The following is a 17,098-nucleotide window of genomic DNA, read 5'->3' as shown; positions in this document are numbered from 1 at the left end:
GATGGTTTTCCGGTGGTCATGGCGAAGAGGAAACGCCCGGTCCCATTCCGAACCCGGAAGCTAAGCTCTTCAGCGCCGATGGTACTGCACTCGAAGGGGTGTGGGAGAGTAGGACGCCGCCGGAATTTACTTGAAAGTAAGGGGTTCCACCGCTCGGTGGAACCCCTTACTTGTATTTCTGGACTTTTTCGCTGGGTCCCGCACAGGAGCCGGCCGATGGATCTTCGGGAGATGCCGCTCCCGGTGCGCCGGGTGCCTGGGAGTGCGGGACAATGGGGATCGCAGCCATGTCGGTGGCGCAGTGATCCATGATCCTTTAGGAGTCAATCCCATGTCCTATCCCTCTGAGGGGCGACCGCATCGCCGTTCCGGTGGCTCGCAGAACTCGGGGGGTGCCGGCCGACGCGGACCTGGTGCTGGCGGCGGTCGATTCTCGGGCGGCTCGGGTTCGGGTGGCTCGGGCGGTTCGGGTGGCGGCGAGCGCCGCCCGTACCAGCAGCGCGACGACCGCGGTGGCGAGCGTCGTTCGTTCGGTGGCGACCGTCCGCAGCGTCCGTCGTACGGGGACCGGGACCGTCAGGGTGGCGGCGGCGAGCGCCGTCCGTTCAACCGTGACCGTGATGACCGTCGCCCGTCCTACGGGGACCGTGGGCCGCGTCGTGAGGGCGATGACCGTCGTCCGCCGTTCAACCGGGATCGTGACGACCGCGGTGGCGAGCGTCGTCCGTACCAGCCGCGCGAGGACCGTGGTGGTGAGCGTCGCTCCTACCCGCCGCGTGACGACCGTCGTCCGTCCTACGGTGACCGCGGCCCGCGTCGCGAGGGCGGCGACGACCGCCGTCCCTCGTACGGCGACCGCGACCGGGACCGCCAGGGCGGCGGCGAGCGCCGTCCGTTCCAGCAGCGTGATGACCGTCGTCCGTCGTACGGCCAGCGTGATGACCGTGGTGGCGACCGCCGTCCCTCGTACGGGGACCGCGGTCCGCGTCGTGAAGGCGACGACCGCCGTCCCTCGTACGGCCAGCGTGACGACCGCGGTGGCGAGCGTCGTCCGTACCAGCCGCGCGAAGACCGTGGTGGTGAGCGCCGCTCCTACCCGCCGCGCGACGACCGCCGTCCCTCGTACGGGGACCGTGGGCCGCGTCGTGAGGGCGATGACCGTCGTCCGCCGTTCAACCGGGATCGTGACGACCGGGGTGGAGACCGCCGTCCGTCGTCCGGGCCGCGCGAAGACCGTGGTGGTGAGCGTCGCTCTTACCCGCCGCGCGATGACCGTCGTCCGTCCTACGGAGACCGTGGCCCGCGTCGCGAGGGCGGCGACGATCGCCGTCCCTCGTACGGCGACCGGGATGACCGGCGCCCGTCGTACGGCGACCGCGGCCCGCGTCGTGAGGCGCCGGGTGGCGGCGAGCGTCGTCCCTACCAGCAGCGTGATGACCGTCGCCCCTCGTTCGGGCAGCGTGATGACCGTGGTGGCGACCGTCGTCCCTCGTACGGGGACCGCGGTCCGCGTCGTGAAGGCGGCGACGACCGCCGTCCCTCGTACGGCCAGCGTGACGACCGGGGTGGAGACCGCCGTCCGTCGTCCGGGCCGCGCGAGGACCGCGGCGGCGAGCGCCGCTCCTACCCGCCGCGGGACGACCGCCGTCCCTCGTACGGCGACCGCGGCCCCCGCCGCGAAGGCGACGGAGGCGAGCGGCGTTCGTTCAACCGCGACCGGGACAACCGGCCGCGTGACGACCGGCGTCCGCCGTTCCGGGAGCGCGACTTCCGTGACCGCGACAGCGAGCGCGGTGGCGAGCGGGGCAACCGTCGTCCGTTCACGCACGACGAGCGGGAGCGTCGCGACCACGCGCCGGTCGACCGGCTGCCGATCCCGGAGGACGTGACCGGCGAAGAGCTGGACGCGGTCGCGCGCCGTGAGCTGATGAGTCTGCCGAAGACGCTGGCCGACGAGGTCGCGAAGAACCTGGTCATGGTCGGCCGGCTGGTCGACGAGGACGCGGAGCAGGCGTACCGGTACTCCCGGGTCGCGCTGCGGCTGGCGTCGCGTGTGGCGGCGGTGCGGGAGGCGGCGGGTATCGCCGCGTACATGACCGGGCGCTACAACGAGGCGCTGTCGGAGCTGCGTGCCGCGCGACGGATGACCGGTTCGGTGGAGCACTGGGCGGTCATGGCGGACTGCGAGCGCGGTCTGGGCCGTCCGGAGCGGGCGCTGCAGATGGCGGGCGCGCCCGAGGTCAAGGAGCTGGACAAGGCGACGCAGATCGAGCTGCGGATCGTGGCCGCGGGTGCGCGCCGCGACATGGGACAGCTCGACGCCGCGGTCGTCACGCTCCAGGTGCCGGAGCTCAACGCGACGATCAGCAAGGAGTGGACGGCGCGGCTGCGGTACGCGTACGCGGACGCGCTCCTCGAGGTCGGGCGTGAGGACGAGGCGCGCGAGTGGTTCGCGCGTGCGGCCGACGTCGACTCGGACGGTGCGACGGGTGCGGCGGACCGGCTCGCCGAGCTGGACGGGTCGGAGTTCGTCGACGCGTACGACGAGGAAGCCGATGACGACGACGTCGAGGTCGACGACGAGCTCGAGGACGAGCTGGACGACGAAGACGACGACGAAGACGACGAGCTGGTCGACGAGGATGACGAGGACGAGGACGACGCCGAGGTCGATGCTGACGCGTCGGACGACGGCGAGGTCGACGTCTTCGCGGACGACGACATGGATGACGACGACGACCTGCCGGCCGCTGAGTCCGACTCCGCGTCGGACGCCAAGCGCGACTGAGCGGTGATCTAGCAGTCAGGTGACAAGGGCCGCGGCCCGGTATCGGAGGTTCTCCGGTGCCGGGCCGCGGCCCTTTGTCGTTCCTCGAATCACTTCGTTCCTTGAGTCGCTTCGGTCGCTTCAGTCGCTGTGCCGGCGGCGGTAGCCCTGCCCGTCGAGCAGCCCGCACAGCGCGTCGACGGCCGCAGGGAAGCGGTGCTCGGAGGGTGCGGCGTATCCGATGAGCAGGCCTGCGGCGGAGCGGTCGGGGACGTACGTGGCCGGGTGGTGGAGTTCGCTGAGGCCGCGCAGGGCGATGCCCGCGTGATCGGCGGCGTCGAGGAGGGCCTGTTCGTCGGCGGCCCGTTGGTGGGCGGGGAGGGTCACCAGGGCGTGGAGTCCGGCGGGGACGCCGTGCGGGGTGAGGTCGGGGAAGGCGGCGAGGCGGTCCAGGAGGTGTTCGCGGCGGCGCCGGTAGCGCAGGCGGCAGGCGCGGATGTGGCGGTCGTAGGCGTGGGTGGTGATGAGTTCGGCGAGGACGAGTTGGCCGAGGGTCTCGGTGTAGCCGTCGGTTTCGGCCTTCGCCGCGACGACGCCGGGCACGAGGTGCGGCGGCAGGACGAGCCAGGCGAGGCGGAGTGCGGGCGCCAGGGACTTGGAGGCGGTGCCGCAGTAGGCGACGACGTCGGGGGCGATGCCTTGCAGGGCGCCGACGGGCTGCCTGTCGTAGCGGAACTCGCCGTCGTAGTCGTCCTCGACGATGAGGCTGCCGTGGGTGCGGGCCCAACCGGAGAGGGCTTGTCTTCGTTTTGGATGGAGAGGGACACCGGTCGGGTACTGGTGGGCGGGTGTCACGAAAGCGGCGTGCACCTGGCCGGTGAGGGCGTCGGGTCGGGCGCCCTGGTCGTCGACGGGGAGCGGGGCGGTGCGGAGGCCGGCGCGCTCGACGGTGGTGCGGAAGTGGTTGTGCCCGGGGTCCTCCCAGCCGGCGGTGTCGGCGCCGGCGGCTCGAAGGGCCTGCGCGAGGAGGGTGACGGACTGTTGGTAGCCGGTGGTGACGACGATGTGGTCGGGGGTGGTGCGGACGCCGCGGGTGCGTCCGAGGTAGTCGGCGAGTGCCGCGCGCAGCTCGGGGCGGCCCTGCGCGGAGCCGCAGTCGAGGACGTCCTCCGGTCGGCGCTGGGTGAGGACGCGGCGGGTGGCGGCGAGCCAGGCGCGGGTCGGGAAGGCGCTGATGTCGGGGAGGCCGGGCCGCAGCATGTGCGTGGGCTCGGGTGCGCCGGGGATGCCTGCCCCGGCGGCTGTCGGCGCGGGTGCCGTGCGTGGGGCGCGTGTGCCGGGTTGCTGTGCGGCGGCGGCGTGCGGTGGCGGCCCGGGCGTGGGGGCTACGCGGGTGCCGGAGCCGGGCCGGGTGATGAGGTGGCCTTCCTCGGCGAGCTGGTTGTAGGCGGCGGTGACGGTGCCGCGGGCCAGGCCGAGTTCGTGGGCGAGGGCGCGGGTCGAGGGCAGGCGGGTGCCGGGGGCGAGGCGGCCGTCGCGGACGGAGCGGCGCAGGGCGTCCTCGAGGGAGCTGCGTCGGGCGCCGCCCGACGCGACGTCGACGTGCAGGTCGATCGACGAACTGGACCAAACTTCTGGCATGGAACCGGATCTTACGACTGGTCCGGATGCTCTTTAGGTTGGTGTCCGGAGCCGGTACGCGACGTGGTGCCGGCGGGGTACAGCGAGGGGCTTGGGCCGTGATCGTGATCGCGCATGTCAGTGACGTCCACATCGACGCGGGGGAGCGCAGCGTCGCCCGCACCCGGGCGGTGTTCGACCACCTGGAGGCGCTGCCGTACGACCTCGACCTGGTGCTGGTGACGGGCGACATCGCCGACCACGCCGAGGGTGCGGAGTACACGCGTGCCCGCAAGGCGATGGCGTCGCGGCACCCGGTGCTGGTGTGCCCGGGGAACCACGACGACCGGGCGACGTTCCGTGAGTTCCTGCTGGACGAACCGGTGGGCTCGGCCGGCGCGGCGGTCGCGCCGGTCGACCAGGTGCACCGCACGGACCGGTTCGTCGTCGCGCCGTGCGATTCGTCGGTGCCGGGCGAGGACTACGGCCGGCTGGAGGCCGCGACGCTGACGTGGCTGGAGGGCGTGCTTGCGGACACACCGGAGGGTGTGCCGGTGCTGGTGGGCCTCCACCATCCGCCGGTCCCGCTGGCGGTGCCGTACGTCGACGGGATCCGGCTGCGGGAGACGGACGGGCTCGCGGAACTGGCGGGGCGGTACCCGGGCTTGGCCGCGTTCGTGTGCGGGCACGCGCATACGGCGGCCGCCACCACGTTCGCGGGGCGTCCGGTGCTGGTCGCCCCCGGTGTGGTGTCGACGGTGCTGCTGCCGTGGGAGACACCCGTCGGGTCCGAGGAGTACGTGTCGTTGGACGCGCCGCCCGGGCTCGCGTTCCACGTCGTCGACGACGAGGGCCGGGTGACGACGCACTACCGCACGGTCGACGTCGCCTAGCCGTCGGCGACCTGTGCAGGGTCACGCCCGCACGCGGACGTGACCGTTGGGTCGTCGCGGCCGGCTCCGCCGTAGGGGGTCGGGGTCGGCCGCGATGCTGTGGCGTGTCAGTGGGCGGCGGAGAAGCCCGTGCGCCAGGTGGGGAAGAGCGGCTGCCAGCCGAGGCCGCGGCGGGCGTACGTGTTGTCGGCGCCGCGCTGCCAGCCGATGCGGGTGCCGGGCGGGGCCGGCTCGGGCGCGGTCCCGCCGACCGCGTCGGCGAACACGGGCAGCCAGTCGCGGGCGGCGGCGGGCTCGTCGTCGACGATGTTGACGATGCCGGAGGGCCAGGCCAGGGCGGCGACGGCGGCCCGGGCGGCGTCCTCGACGTGCACGAACGAGTGGACGCCGTCGTCGGCGGCCAGCCCGGTGAGGAAGGTGCGCTCGGTGTCGTCGAGGGCCTCGCCGCGCAGCAGGCGGGCCGCGCCGCCGTCGGGGGCGAACCATGTGCCGGGGCCGTAGAGCGTGCCGTACCGGAGCACGACGTGCTGGGGGAGTTCGGCAGAGATGCTCTCCAGCGCGTGCGCGCTCGCGACCGTGCCCTCGCGCGGGGGCGCGGCATCCAGGTCGAGCGGGGTGCGCTCGTCGGCGGGGGTGTCGCCCGGGGCGTAGGTGAAGGCGATCGACTGGGCGACGATGCGCTGCACACCGGCGAGCAGCGCGGCGTCGACCAGGTTGCGGGTGCCCTCGCGGCGCAGTCGGCCGTGTTCGGCGGGCGTGCTGTTGTTCAGCGCGGTCAGCTGGTGGACGACCGCGTCCGGTGCGGCCTCGGCGACCGCCTTGCGCAGGGCGTCGGCGTCGAACGCGTCGACCCGCACGCCGTGCCCGCCGAGCGCGCGGACGGCTTCGACGCCGCGGTCGGTGCGGGACGTGCCGACGACCTCGTGGCCTTCCGTGATCAGCATCGGCACCATGAGTCGGCCGATCGCGCCGGTCGCTCCGGCCAGGAACACGCGCATGCGGCTCCCCTTTCCTTGCTCGCTGTTGCTTCCCCTACGGTCTTCGCGCCGGAGGGAAACGCGGCGCCGGGGCGGCGGATTCCCGGGATCGGGGCGACGTTTCGCCCCCGTGCTGCGAGGCGGGCCGATGGGGGTGCGGTGTCTCGCCGCCACGTCAGATCCGATCACATCCAGTGCTCAAGTAGTCACAAGTGATCAGGATAACCGGCCTTTGTGACCACTCGTCAGACGCGGCCCGTCAGTCGAGGGCGAGGCTGCGCAGCACCAGCCCCGTGGCCGGCTTGGGCCCGAAGGACGTCGACTTGCGGGGCATCCGCACACCCTGCTCGGCGAGTTCGCGGACGATGCCCTCGGTGACCGGGCGCAGCAGCAGCGCCGTGCCGTGGGTGCGCTGGGCCTCGCGTATCGCCGCGACCGCGTCGTGGTGGTACGTGATGTGCGTGGGGTCGTCGGGCACCCGCCACACGCGGTCGAGCAGCGCGGCGTGCAGCACGGTGGCGTCGAGGGCGCGCCACGCCGCCGGGCGGTCGTACGGCACGGCGTCGGCGAGCAGGTCCGGGTCGGGGTCGGTCAACAGGTGGAAGGCGCTGTCGCCGGTGAGCAGGTAGGCGGGGCCCTCGGCGCGCTCGAGCGTCCACAGCACGGACGGCCACGGGTCGTCGACGCGGCGGGCGAGGAACGCGCCGGACCCGGCGGGGCCGTGCGTGCGCAGCCCGTCCAGGGCGGCGTCGACCGACAGGCCCGGTACGACGCGGTGGATCGCGCCGACCTGCAGCGGGTAGCGGGCGGTGTCGACGAGCAGCACGAGGCCGCGGTCCCACGGGCCCGCGCCGCGGCCGAGGGCGTACGCGTCGTCGCGGAGCCTGCGGTAGCCGGCCCAGCGGTGGTGGCCGTCGGCGATGAGCGCGCGCCGGGTCCGCAGGTCGGCGTCGATCGCGGCGAGCTGGGCGGGGTCGGTGATGGCCCACAGCCGGTGCTCGGTGCCGTCGGGGGTGCGGGTGTCCAGCAGCGGCGGACCCGCGGCGGCCGCGCGGTCCACGGCGTCCGAGGCCGGTCCGTCGCCCGAGTAGGCGAGCAGGATCGGCTCGGGGTTGGCCTGGGTCGCGCGCATGAGCTCGGTGCGGTCGGCGACCGGGCCCGGCATGACGTCCTCGTGCGGCAGCACGGCCGGGTGCGGGTTGCGGGCGGCGGGGATGACGCCCGTGCCGTCGGCTCCGGGGTCGGGTGCGGCGCCTTCGGAGGCGGTGGCGGGCGTGTGGTCCGGGCCGCCGAGGGCCAGCGCGCCGATGAGGCCGCGCTGGTGCGCGGTCGCGGTGGTCTGCTCGTACACGTACAGGGCGGGCACCGGGTCGGGGCGCAGCACGCCCTCCGCCAGCCACGTGCGCAACGTGACGCCGGCGTGCGCGTACGGGCCCTCGGCGCCGCACGCGTCGGCGCGGGGCAGTACGACGCGCACGATGTTGTGCGGGTCGGCGTCCTCCAGCAGTCCGATGCCGCCGGGTTCGACGACGTCGTACGGGGGGGAGGTCACCAAGGCGAGGTCGCCGACCTTCGCGGGGTCGTAGCGCAGTCCCCGGAAAGGAGCCAGATCAAGCCCGTTCGTGTCGGCGTGGTCCATGACGGGCATGCTACGTCCATGATCGCGCGGGGGCCGCGCCTTTCGGCTCGGCGGGACCGCGCGCGGGTGGGACGGGGGCTCGGGGGCGGGTCCGCCCCGGTCCCCGGCGGGCACGGCACGGTCGCCGACGCGGCGGGACGGGAGCGGACGATGACGGGTGGGCCGCAGGGGCAGTTCGGGACTGGTGGCGCGGCGGGCGCGGACGCCGGGCCGGGAGACGGTGGGGGCGAGGGGCAGGGCGGCGGGGGCGGCGCGTCGGGCGGCGCGCCGCAGGGCGAGGTCTACGACTGGTACCGGCGCGGGATGGCGCTGCTCGACTCGGGGCATCCGGCGGCGGCCGCGCAGTTGCTGGCGCGGGCCGCGGACGGCGCGCCGGAGTCGCGCAGCGTGCGGGAGGCGCTCGGGCGGGCGCTGTTCGACGCGGGGCGGCACGGCGCCGCGCTCGCCGAGTTCCGGGCCGTCGCCGAGTCAGATCCGGCCGACGACTACGCGCAGTTCGGGTGGGGGCTGTCGGCGGCGCGGCTGGGTGACTTCGAGACCGCGGTCGAGCATTTGGCCCTGGCGGTGGCGATGCGGCCGGCGACCAAGCACTACCGTGTGGCGCTGACCCAGGCCCGCGCGACGTTGCGGGCCCGCGAAGGGGCCAGGCGGCCCGGGGACGGCGAGGCGGGAGGACGACCGGCGTGAGCAGCGGCACGGGCAGCGGCGCGGAGGCGGCGGAAGGCTCCACGGGGGCGGGCGGTTCCGAGGGCGCGGGCGCTCTGAGCGGTCCGGGCGCGGCGGACGCCGGGGCCTTCGCCGACGCGGAGGCAGGCGTCCGGGGGCCGGTGGTGCCGGTGCGCACGTACGACGTCGCGCTGCTCGACCTCGACGGTGTCGTCTACACCGGGCAGCAGGCCGTGCCGCACGCGCCGGACGCCCTCGCGGCGGCGCGTGAGGCCGGCATGACGCTGGCGTTCGTGACGAACAACGCCTCGCGTACGCCCGACACCGTCGCGGCGCACCTGACCCGGATCGGGGTGCCGGCCGAGGCGTCGGACGTCGTGACGTCGGCGCAGGCCGCCGCCCGGCTGGTCGCCGAACGCTTCCCGGCCGGCGCGCCGGTGCTGGCGGTCGGCGGCGAGGGCCTGGTCGCGGCGCTCCGCGAGCGCGGCCTCATGCCTGTGGTGTCGGCGGCGGACCGGCCGGTGGCGGTGGTGCAGGGCTTCGCGCCGTCGGTGGGCTGGGAGTTGCTGGCCGAGGCGTCGTACGCGGTCGGCGCCGGGGTGCCGTGGTTCGCGTCGAACGCCGACCTGACGATCCCGACCGAACGCGGCATCGCGCCCGGCAACGGCGCACTGGTCGGGGTCGTCCGCGCGGCGACCGGCGCCGAGCCGATCGTCGCGGGCAAGCCGGAACTGCCGCTCCACCGCGAGTCGATGCTCCGCACTGGAGCCCGCCGACCGTTGGTCGTGGGGGACCGCCTGGACACCGACATCGAGGGCGCGGTCGCCGGCGGCGTCGACAGCCTGCTCGTGCTCACCGGCGTGACCGACATCCCAGGTGCACTCGGCGCCGGCCCGGGCCTGAGGCCGACCTACATCGCGGCGGACCTCCGCGCACTCCTGCACGAGTTGCGGCGCCCCGAGCAGTCCCCGGACGGCGCCTGGACGTGCGGCGCCTGGACGGCCCGGATCGACGACGGCGAACTGGCGCTGGACCACCACGACGGCGCCGACGACGGCCTCGACGCCCTCCGCGCCGCCTGCGCAGCCATGTGGGCGGCGGCAGACACATCGACGGCCGTGGACTTCGAACACGCGGTAAAAACAGTCAAGGAAACGCTGGCCGCGGCGGCGTAGGCTCGCCTGCTCGCCTGCTCGCCTGCTCGCCTGCTCGCCTGCTCGCCTGCTCGCCTGCTCGCCTGCTCGCCTTGCCCGGATCGGCCGGGCGTACGGCATCCGCGGGCAAGTCAGCGTCAAGGTACGGACCGACGGGCCCCAGCGGCGGCTCGTGCCCGGCGCGGTGCTGGCCACCGCCCCGGCCTCCGGCCACCTGTTGTCGGGATGGTCGCGATATCCCGTCGCCGCCGCATGGGGCCGCGTGGGATGGTCGCGCGGTGGCGGACTGGGCGATGTATGTGATCGTCGGCGATGACGGGACGGTCGCGATGCACGAGTCGCGGTTCGGCGCGGTCGGCATCGACCTGGACCTGATGGCCGGACCTGACGTGGTCCTGCCGTTCGTCCGCGCGCAGAGCGCGTGCACGCACTGGCGCGACGACGTGTGGTGCGAGGCCGCGGCGCTGTTCGATCTGCGGCGGCGCGTCCTGCTGATGTTCGCGTGGGAGGGCCCCGTCACCCGGATGCCGCACCGCGCGGCGGCGTTCGAACTGCTGCGCGCCGCATGGCCGGGCTGGGAGGTGCGCTGCGGCCACGACGGCCCCGCCGACTTGCTGACGTACATGGGGCTCGACCCGGCGGTGGTGCGCGATCCCGACGCGTCCTGTTACGTCGGCTCGCCGGTGGACGCGGCGGAGCTCGCGGACTGGGAAGGCGACTGGGGCGGCGACGATTACCTGTGCGCGGTCACGGTCGGCGGGCGCTGTCATCTGCTCGTCTACGCGGATGACCATCCGATTGCCCTGGGCCCGGCCTTGCTCGACCAGCTCGCGGACGCCGAGGACCACGCGCCGTGCGACCGCGTCGTCGGTGCCGGGGTGCACGTCGACGCGGCGCGGCGGTGGGTGGGGTGGTGGTTGCTGGACGCCCAGGCCGGGGCGTACGACATGGCGTCGCGGTGGCCGGGGTGGACGGTCGAGTTCTGGGGCGACCGGTATGCCGAGCACGTTGCGGCCGCCGACGGCGTGTTCGTCCCGCGGTCGCCTGACCGGAGGCGTGCGCTGGTCGAAGTCCGCGACGAGGCCTTGAAGCACTGGGCGGAGCGGCGTGGGCAGCAGGTCGACGCGCTGGTGGAAGAGGTGCGCGCGAAGCGGCGGTTCCGCGTGCGGCGTGACCGCGAAGTTGTGGGTCTCACGCCCGTGCAGGCTGCGGCGGCAGCCGTGCTCGCGGCGTGGGAGAGCACGCGCGGGGTGTAGGCCGGGGCTACATCAGCTTGCGGAGCGTCAGCAGGTCCTTGATCGACGCCTCCAGCTTGACGCGCCCGCGGGCCCACGCCGAGGCGAAGTTGAGGTCGCCGTCGACGAGCGCGAGCAGGTCGTCGCTCGTGGTCTCTAGGCGGATCTGCGCCTTGCCGGCGGGCGGTTCGGTGGTGATGTCGTGCAGCGCGCCGTCGCGCAGTTGCCCGGAGAACGTGAGCTTCAGGTCGGTGACCCGGCAGGTGAGGCTGCGGTCGAGGCGTGCGGCCTTCCCCAGGTCGCCGTCGGCGCCGCCGAGCTTCGCGGAGAGGCGCTCCAGCGCGCTGCGGCATTCCTCGACGCTCGCCATAAGTGGAGGTGTCCTTTCCGGTCCCGGCCCGCTGCCGACCGTACCCCACCGCCCCGTTCGGGCGGTCACGGGCGGCTCGGGGCGCGCCGACGCTGTAGCGTCGAGACGGACGCCCCGCGCGAAGGCGGGTCGCCGTCGGCCCGAGTGAGCCCCAGGAGGCGCCGGAACATGCGTGACGCACTGCGCAGCTACCTGCAGATCGCGACTGGTCTGACCGAGATGACCGTGCAGCGGGTGACCGAGGCGGCCAAGCAACTCGTCGAGAAGGCCGGCGTCGACCTCGACCACGTTCCGGGACAGGTCGCGCAGCAGGCGCAGGCCGTGCCGCAGTACGTGCAGCAGGTCGCCGACGACCTGTTCACGACGGGGAAGGCGAACCGCGACCTGCTGGTGGGCGTCGTGCGCAGCGAGGTCGACAAGGCGATGGGGCGGCTGCGGCCGTGGGTCGACGACGTGCGGCGCGTGGACGACGACTTGGAGCGCGTCGAGCGGCGTGTGACCGACCTCGAGCACCGGCTCGCGCAGGCGTCCGCGCCCGCACGCCCGGCGCGTGCGCCGCGTGTGCAGGCGGTTCCGGTCGAGGACGACGAGGCCGTGCCGGTGCGGAAGTCGGGGGCGCGCGGCGGGGCTTCGGACGCGGGCGTGCGCGCCGGCTCGGCGCCGGAGGCGGACGCGCCGGTGGCGAAGCGCGCCGTGACCCCGGCCAAGGCGGCCAAGCGCGCGGCGGCGAAGAAGGCCCCCGCGAAGAAGACCGCCGCCCCGGGCTCGGGCACGCAGGACACCGCGAAGAAGACCGCCGCCCCCGGCTCCGGCACGCGGGCCACCGCGAAGAAGGCCCCGGCGCGGCGCCCTCAGCCGAAGCCGGACGCCGAGCCGAAGCCCGACGCCGACGCGTAGCCGCCCCGCCGGGCCCGGTCGCGCGGTGCGCCTGCGCGGGCCGGACGGCACGCGGCGGGATCCTGGACGGCGGACGGGCCGAGGCGCGGCAGCGCCGACGTGTGAGGAGAGCAAGTGAACGTGTGGGACGTGGCCCCGAAGCCGGGCCCCCCGGGCGGCCTGCGCCCGACCCCGCCCGCCGGGCCGACCGGGCCGTCGCCCGAGACTGCGGCAGACGCGGTGGACACGGCGGCCGAGCCCGAGCCGCACGAGGATATGGTCTTCGAGGGCGACCCGGGTGACCCCGCGGCGGTCGAGCCGCTGGACGTCGTCCCGCCCGAGCCGACCGGCGACGCCGGCGTCGACCAGGCCGTGGGCCGCCTCACCCAGACCGGCGTACTGGCGACCGACCAGCACGCCGAGGTCTACGAAGACGTCCACCGCGAACTCCGCGAGATCCTGACCGGCCTGGACCGCTGACGCGCGAGCTCGGACGAAGGTGGTCCGAGTGCGTGGTGTGAGCCCCCCTGCCCGCTCAACGTGCGGAGAGACGCGCCTCCCGGCTGGGGCCGGTTGTCACCCGGGCGTGTCCGTGCCCGGTGCCGTCGAAGTGGCTCTGCCCGGCGCCGGCGCGGCACCCGCGTACGACACCTCGGGGTGCGGGTGGACCCGGCCGAGTAGCCATCGGCACCTCGGACCGGCGCAGCGCGCTCGAACGCCCGCTGGAAGTCCCGGTGGCCGGTGAACCGCAGACGGCCGCACCAGGCCAGCCACGCCACGACCGGCGTGCCCTGTGCCCGTGCGGCCGGGCCCACACCCACTGCACCGCACGGTGGCGGACCGCCCGTGATGCCCGCGCCGCCCGGGTCGCGCCCCTGTAGCCGCACGCCGAGCACCACCCGGCGACGGACGGCCCGCCGTGCCTGCGCCGCCCGGTTGGCGGCGCCCGTCACGCCCGTGTACGAGGATGTATTCCGTTCGGTGCGCCCCCGCGCACCGTCGGACACTCGGACTACGGACAAGGCAGGCGGCACGTGGCACGACGCAGGCTCGACGCGGAGCTGGTGCGCAGGGGATTGGCGCGCTCGCGTGAGCATGCCGGGGAGCTGATCGCGGCCGGGCGGGTGTCGGTCGGTGGGGCGACCGCGACGAAGGCGGCGACGCAGGTGGAGACCAGTGCCGCGGTCGTCGTCAGCAAGGACGACTCCGATCCGGACTACGTGTCGCGCGGCGGCCACAAGCTGGCCGGGGCGCTGGCAGCGTTCGTGCCGCGCGGGCTGGTCGTGGAGGGCCGCCGGTGTGTGGACGCGGGCGCGTCGACGGGCGGGTTCACCGACGTGCTGCTGCGTGCCGGTGCCGCGCACGTGGTCGCGGTCGACGTGGGGTACGGCCAGCTGGCCTGGTCGCTGCAGAGCGACGACCGCGTCACGGTGAAGGACCGCACGAACGTGCGCGAGCTGACCCTCGAGCAGATCGACGGCGTTGCGGCGGACGTCGTCGTCGGCGACCTGTCCTTCATCTCGCTGGGCCTGGTTCTGCCGGCCCTGGTGCGCTGCTCCGCCGAGGACGCGGACCTCGTTCTGATGGTGAAGCCCCAGTTCGAGGTCGGCCGCGAGCGGCTCGGCTCCGGCGGTGTGGTCCGGGACGCCGCGCTGCGCGCCGAGGCGGTGCGTACCGTCGCCGCGCAGGCCGCCGAGCTGGGCCTGGGCGCGCTCGGGGTGGTCGCGAGCCCGCTGCCGGGCCCGTCCGGGAACGTCGAGTACTTCCTGTGGATGCGCCGGGGCGCCCCCGCGCTGGATCCCGCCGAGGTGGACCGCGCCGTCGAGGAGGGCCCGCAATGAGCGCCGGGCCGGGCTGCCGTCCCCGGCCGCCGCGCGATGACAGGGGTACGCGATACGGTCGCCCGATGCGGGTGTTCAGGGCATGGGCTCCGACAGCGGTGGTGACGGCGCGTCAGCGGGCCTTTCACGGTGGTGTTCCTCGCGGCCTCGGCCGCGTTCCTTCGAGCGCGGACGGGCGGGCGGCAGGCGTGGGCGAGGAGACGGCATGAGCGGCGGGAGCGGGCGTACGGTCCTGGTCGTCGCGCACACGGGCCGTCCCGCCGCGCTGCGCAGCGCCCGTCTGGTGGTCGAGCGGCTCGTCGCCGCGGGCCTGGTGGTGCGCGTCCTGGAGTCGGAGGCCGAGGAGCTGGCGCTGCCCGGCATCGAGGTCGTGGCGGCCGAGCCGGGCGCGGCGAAGGGCTGCGAGCTGGCCCTGGTGCTGGGCGGCGACGGCACGCTGCTGCGCGGCGCCGAGCTGGTGCGGGACGCGCGGGTGCCGATGCTGGGCGTCAACCTGGGCCGGGTCGGGTTCCTCGCGGAGGCCGAGCGGGAGGACCTGGGCGAGGTCGTCGAGCGGGTCGTGCGGTTCGACTACGAGGTCGAGGAGCGCATGACGATCGACATCGTGGTGCGCACCAACGGCGATGTCGTGCACACGAACTGGGCGCTGAACGAGGCGGCCGTGGAGAAGGCGTCGCGGGAGCGCATGCTGGAGCTGGTCACCGAGGTCGACGGGCGTCCCCTGTCGCGGTGGGGCGGCGACGGTGTGGTGTGCGCGACGCCGACCGGGTCGACGGCGTACGCGTTCTCGGCGGGCGGCCCGGTGGTGTGGCCGGAGGTCGAGGCGCTGCTGATGGTGCCGATCAGCGCGCACGCGCTGTTCGCGAAGCCGCTGGTGGTGTCGCCGCGTTCGGTGCTCGCGGTGGAGGTGCTGCCCGAGACGCCGAAGGGCGTCCTGTGGTGTGACGGCCGTCGCACGGTCGACCTGCCGCCGGGGGCTCGTGTGGAGGTGCGGCGCGGCGCGGTGCCGATCCGGTTGGCGCGCCTGCACGAGGCGCCGTTCACGAACCGGCTGGTGGCGAAGTTCGCGCTGCCGGTTCGCGGGTGGCGCGGGGGGCCGCACGATACCCCGGATTCCACCGAAGTACCCGACAGTTCCGATGTTTCCGCTGTTTCCCCGGACGGTGGCGTGCCGGGGACGAAGAACCCTTAGGGTCGTCGCCGTGCTGGAAGAGATGCGCATACAGGGCCTCGGTGTGATCGAGGACGCCGTGGTCGAGCTGGCCTCCGGGTTCACGGTGGTCACCGGTGAGACCGGGGCGGGCAAGACCATGGTGGTCACCGGGCTCGGGCTGTTGTTCGGCGGGCGCGCGGACGCGGGCCTGGTGCGGACCGGGCGGGGCCGCGCGGTCGTGGAGGGCCGGGTGCGGCTGACGGCCGACGCGCCGGCCGCCGTGCGGGCCGCGGACGCGGGCGCCGAGCTGGACGAGGACGCGCTGCTGCTCAGCCGCACGCTGTCGGCCGAGGGCCGCAGTCGCGCGCACGTGGGCGGGCGTTCCGCGCCGGTGGGTCTGCTCGCGGACCTGGCGGACGAGCTGATCGCGGTGCACGGGCAGACCGACCAGCAGCGGCTGCTGCGTCCCGCGCGGCAGCGCGCGTCGCTGGACCGGTACGCGGGGGAGTCGGTCGCGAAGCCGCTGGCCGCGTACGCGGGGGTGTACAAGCGGCTGCGGCAGGTCGTGGCCGAGCTGGAGACGATCACGACGCGGGCCCGGGAGCGGGCGCAGGAGGCGGACCTGCTGCGGTTCGGCCTCGGTGAGATCGAGCAGCTGGCGCCGCGCGCCGGCGAGGACGTCGAACTGGCCGCGGAGACCGAGCGGCTGGGGCACGCGGACGCGCTGCGCACGGCGGCGACGACCGGCCACGCGGCGCTGCTGTCCGACCCGGAGACGGGCGACGAGGCGCCGGACGCGGTGACGCTGATCGGGGCGGCGCGGCGTGCCGTCGAGGCGGTCGCGGAGCACGACCCGGCGCTGGCGGCGCTCGCGGAGCGGCTCGGCGAGGTCGGCTACCTGGTCTCGGACGTGGCGACCGAGCTGGCGTCGTACGCGGCGGGCGTGGACGCGGACCCGGTGCGTCTCGCGCTCGCGGAGGAGCGGCGGGCCGCGCTGGCCGGGCTCACCCGCAAGTACGGCGCCGACATCGCCGAGGTGCTGGCGTGGGCCGAGCGCAGTGCGCTGCGGCTCGGCGAGCTGGACGGCGACGACGACCGGGTCGGCGAACTGGCCGCGGAACGCGACGCGCTGCGCGCCGAGCTGGCCGACCTGGCCGCCGAGCTGTCCGCGGCCCGGCACGCCGCCGCCGACCGGTTCGGCGCCGCGGTGACCGGGGAGCTGGGCGCGCTGGCGATGCCGCACGCGCGGGTCAGCGTCGCGATCACCGGTGTCGACGACGCCGAGGGCCTGCCCGTCGGCGACCGCACGCTCGCCTACGGGCCGACCGGTGTCGACGACGTCGAGCTGCTGCTCGCCCCGCACCCGGGGGCGCCGCCGCGGCCGCTGAACAAGGGCGCGTCCGGCGGTGAGCTCAGCCGCGTCATGCTGGCCGTCGAGGTGGTGTTCGCGGGCGCGGACCCGGTGCCGACGTTCGTGTTCGACGAGGTCGACGCGGGTGTGGGCGGCAAGGCCGCGGTCGAGGTCGGCCGCCGGTTGGCGATGCTGGCGCGCAACGCGCAGGTCATCGTCGTCACGCACCTGCCGCAGGTGGCGGCGTTCGCCGACCGGCACCTGGTGGTGGAGAAGTCCAACGACGGCACGGTCACCCGCTCCGGCGTGGTCGCGCTCGACGACGACGCCCGGGTGCGTGAGCTTTCCCGCATGCTCGCCGGGCTCGAGGACTCCGAGCTGGGCCGGGCGCACGCCGAGGAACTGCTCGAGACCGCCGCGTCCGCGAAGGCCGTCAAGGCGGAGCGGGCCGACGTGAAGGGCCGGGCCGGCCGGGGCCGCTGACGGGGAAACAGCAGGTCGGCGGAGCCGTCGGCGGTGCGGGGGCACTCGTCGGCGCCGCCGTGCGTTGACCGAC

At 74.8% G+C, this 17,098-nt stretch carries 15 protein-coding genes, 1 rRNA gene and 2 pseudogenes; 12 read left to right on the top strand and 6 right to left on the bottom strand.

The window, feature by feature from the left end; all coding sequences use genetic code 11:
• Window positions 1–8: 8 nt before the first annotated feature.
• Window positions 9–125 (top strand): 5S ribosomal RNA (gene rrf, locus QI554_RS37585).
• 191 nt (window positions 126–316) lie between these two features.
• Here the strand turns inward: rrf and QI554_RS37580 are convergent.
• A complete protein-coding gene (locus QI554_RS37580) occupies window positions 317–1,852 on the bottom strand; it encodes a hypothetical protein (RefSeq protein WP_281476939.1) in 1,536 nt (511 codons plus the stop codon).
• 75 nt (window positions 1,853–1,927) lie between these two features.
• Here QI554_RS37580 and QI554_RS37575 point away from each other — a divergent pair, with 75 nt between their 5' ends.
• On the top strand, window positions 1,928–2,788 hold the full coding sequence (locus QI554_RS37575) for a tetratricopeptide repeat protein (protein WP_425528125.1): 861 nt from the start codon (window positions 1,928–1,930) through the stop codon (window positions 2,786–2,788).
• 120 nt (window positions 2,789–2,908) lie between these two features.
• Here QI554_RS37575 and pdxR read toward each other — a convergent pair whose 3' ends face one another.
• Entirely contained in the window at window positions 2,909–4,408 is a 1,500-nt protein-coding gene (gene pdxR / locus QI554_RS37570) for a MocR-like pyridoxine biosynthesis transcription factor PdxR (protein WP_281476928.1), read from the bottom strand.
• 98 nt (window positions 4,409–4,506) lie between these two features.
• Here pdxR and QI554_RS37565 point away from each other — a divergent pair, with 98 nt between their 5' ends.
• On the top strand, window positions 4,507–5,280 hold the full coding sequence (locus tag QI554_RS37565) for a metallophosphoesterase (RefSeq protein ID WP_281476927.1): 774 nt from the start codon (window positions 4,507–4,509) through the stop codon (window positions 5,278–5,280).
• Window positions 5,281–5,387: 107 nt separating this feature from the next.
• Here QI554_RS37565 and QI554_RS37560 read toward each other — a convergent pair whose 3' ends face one another.
• Together QI554_RS37560 and QI554_RS37555 are read right to left on the bottom strand one after the other, a co-directional pair.
• Window positions 5,388–6,278: an NAD-dependent epimerase/dehydratase family protein gene (locus QI554_RS37560; RefSeq protein WP_281476926.1), complete on the bottom strand. Its 891-nt coding sequence runs from the start codon at window positions 6,276–6,278 to the stop codon at window positions 5,388–5,390.
• A 238-nt stretch (window positions 6,279–6,516) separates the two neighbouring features.
• Complete coding sequence (locus tag QI554_RS37555; RefSeq protein ID WP_281476924.1) at window positions 6,517–7,896, bottom strand: DUF1015 domain-containing protein; 1,380 nt, start codon at window positions 7,894–7,896, stop codon at window positions 6,517–6,519.
• 150 nt (window positions 7,897–8,046) lie between these two features.
• Between QI554_RS37555 and QI554_RS37550 the strand changes: the two genes are divergently transcribed.
• The 4 genes and pseudogenes from QI554_RS37550 (at window position 8,047) to QI554_RS37535 (ending at window position 10,972) form a co-directional block, all read left to right on the top strand.
• Window positions 8,047–8,583: a tetratricopeptide repeat protein gene (locus QI554_RS37550; protein WP_281476922.1), complete on the top strand. Its 537-nt coding sequence runs from the start codon at window positions 8,047–8,049 to the stop codon at window positions 8,581–8,583.
• A gap of 140 nt (window positions 8,584–8,723) precedes the next feature.
• Window positions 8,724–9,737: an HAD-IIA family hydrolase gene (locus QI554_RS37545; RefSeq protein WP_281476936.1), complete on the top strand. Its 1,014-nt coding sequence runs from the start codon at window positions 8,724–8,726 to the stop codon at window positions 9,735–9,737.
• 46 nt (window positions 9,738–9,783) lie between these two features.
• A pseudogene (locus QI554_RS37540) lies at window positions 9,784–9,924 on the top strand (hypothetical protein); the annotation flags it as partial.
• A gap of 70 nt (window positions 9,925–9,994) precedes the next feature.
• Window positions 9,995–10,972 (top strand): hypothetical protein, encoded by a 978-nt coding sequence (locus QI554_RS37535; protein ID WP_281476920.1) that lies wholly within the window; start codon window positions 9,995–9,997, stop codon window positions 10,970–10,972.
• A 7-nt stretch (window positions 10,973–10,979) separates the two neighbouring features.
• On the opposite strand, the gene QI554_RS37530 is transcribed toward QI554_RS37535, so the two are convergent.
• Window positions 10,980–11,321 (bottom strand): alkyl sulfatase C-terminal domain-containing protein, encoded by a 342-nt coding sequence (locus QI554_RS37530; RefSeq protein ID WP_281476919.1) that lies wholly within the window; start codon window positions 11,319–11,321, stop codon window positions 10,980–10,982.
• Window positions 11,322–11,489: 168 nt separating this feature from the next.
• Between QI554_RS37530 and QI554_RS37525 the strand changes: the two genes are divergently transcribed.
• Both QI554_RS37525 and QI554_RS37520 read left to right on the top strand, forming a co-directional pair.
• Window positions 11,490–12,218 (top strand): hypothetical protein, encoded by a 729-nt coding sequence (locus tag QI554_RS37525; RefSeq protein ID WP_281476916.1) that lies wholly within the window; start codon window positions 11,490–11,492, stop codon window positions 12,216–12,218.
• A 114-nt stretch (window positions 12,219–12,332) separates the two neighbouring features.
• Window positions 12,333–12,677: a hypothetical protein gene (locus QI554_RS37520; RefSeq protein ID WP_343230853.1), complete on the top strand. Its 345-nt coding sequence runs from the start codon at window positions 12,333–12,335 to the stop codon at window positions 12,675–12,677.
• A 147-nt stretch (window positions 12,678–12,824) separates the two neighbouring features.
• Here the strand turns inward: QI554_RS37520 and QI554_RS37515 are convergent.
• A pseudogene (locus tag QI554_RS37515) lies at window positions 12,825–13,012 on the bottom strand (DUF2344 domain-containing protein); the annotation flags it as partial.
• Between the two features lie 219 nt (window positions 13,013–13,231).
• Here QI554_RS37515 and QI554_RS37510 point away from each other — a divergent pair.
• The 3 genes from QI554_RS37510 (at window position 13,232) to recN (ending at window position 17,025) form a co-directional block, all read left to right on the top strand.
• Window positions 13,232–14,038, top strand: coding sequence for a TlyA family RNA methyltransferase (locus QI554_RS37510; protein WP_281476915.1), 807 nt, complete (start codon window positions 13,232–13,234; stop codon window positions 14,036–14,038).
• A gap of 205 nt (window positions 14,039–14,243) precedes the next feature.
• Window positions 14,244–15,230 carry an NAD kinase gene (locus tag QI554_RS37505; protein ID WP_281476914.1) on the top strand — a complete coding sequence of 329 codons (987 nt, stop codon included), beginning with the start codon at window positions 14,244–14,246 and terminating at the stop codon, window positions 15,228–15,230.
• 22 nt (window positions 15,231–15,252) lie between these two features.
• A complete protein-coding gene (recN, locus tag QI554_RS37500) occupies window positions 15,253–17,025 on the top strand; it encodes a DNA repair protein RecN (RefSeq protein WP_281476934.1) in 1,773 nt (590 codons plus the stop codon).
• The last annotated feature ends 73 nt before the right edge of the window (window positions 17,026–17,098 follow it).

Source organism: Yinghuangia seranimata (assembly GCF_029953285.1).
In the GTDB taxonomy this organism is placed as follows: domain Bacteria; phylum Actinomycetota; class Actinomycetes; order Streptomycetales; family Streptomycetaceae; genus Yinghuangia; species Yinghuangia seranimata.
The sequence above is the reverse complement of the archived record's forward strand: the minus strand, read 5'-3'. Positions and strand labels throughout refer to the sequence as shown.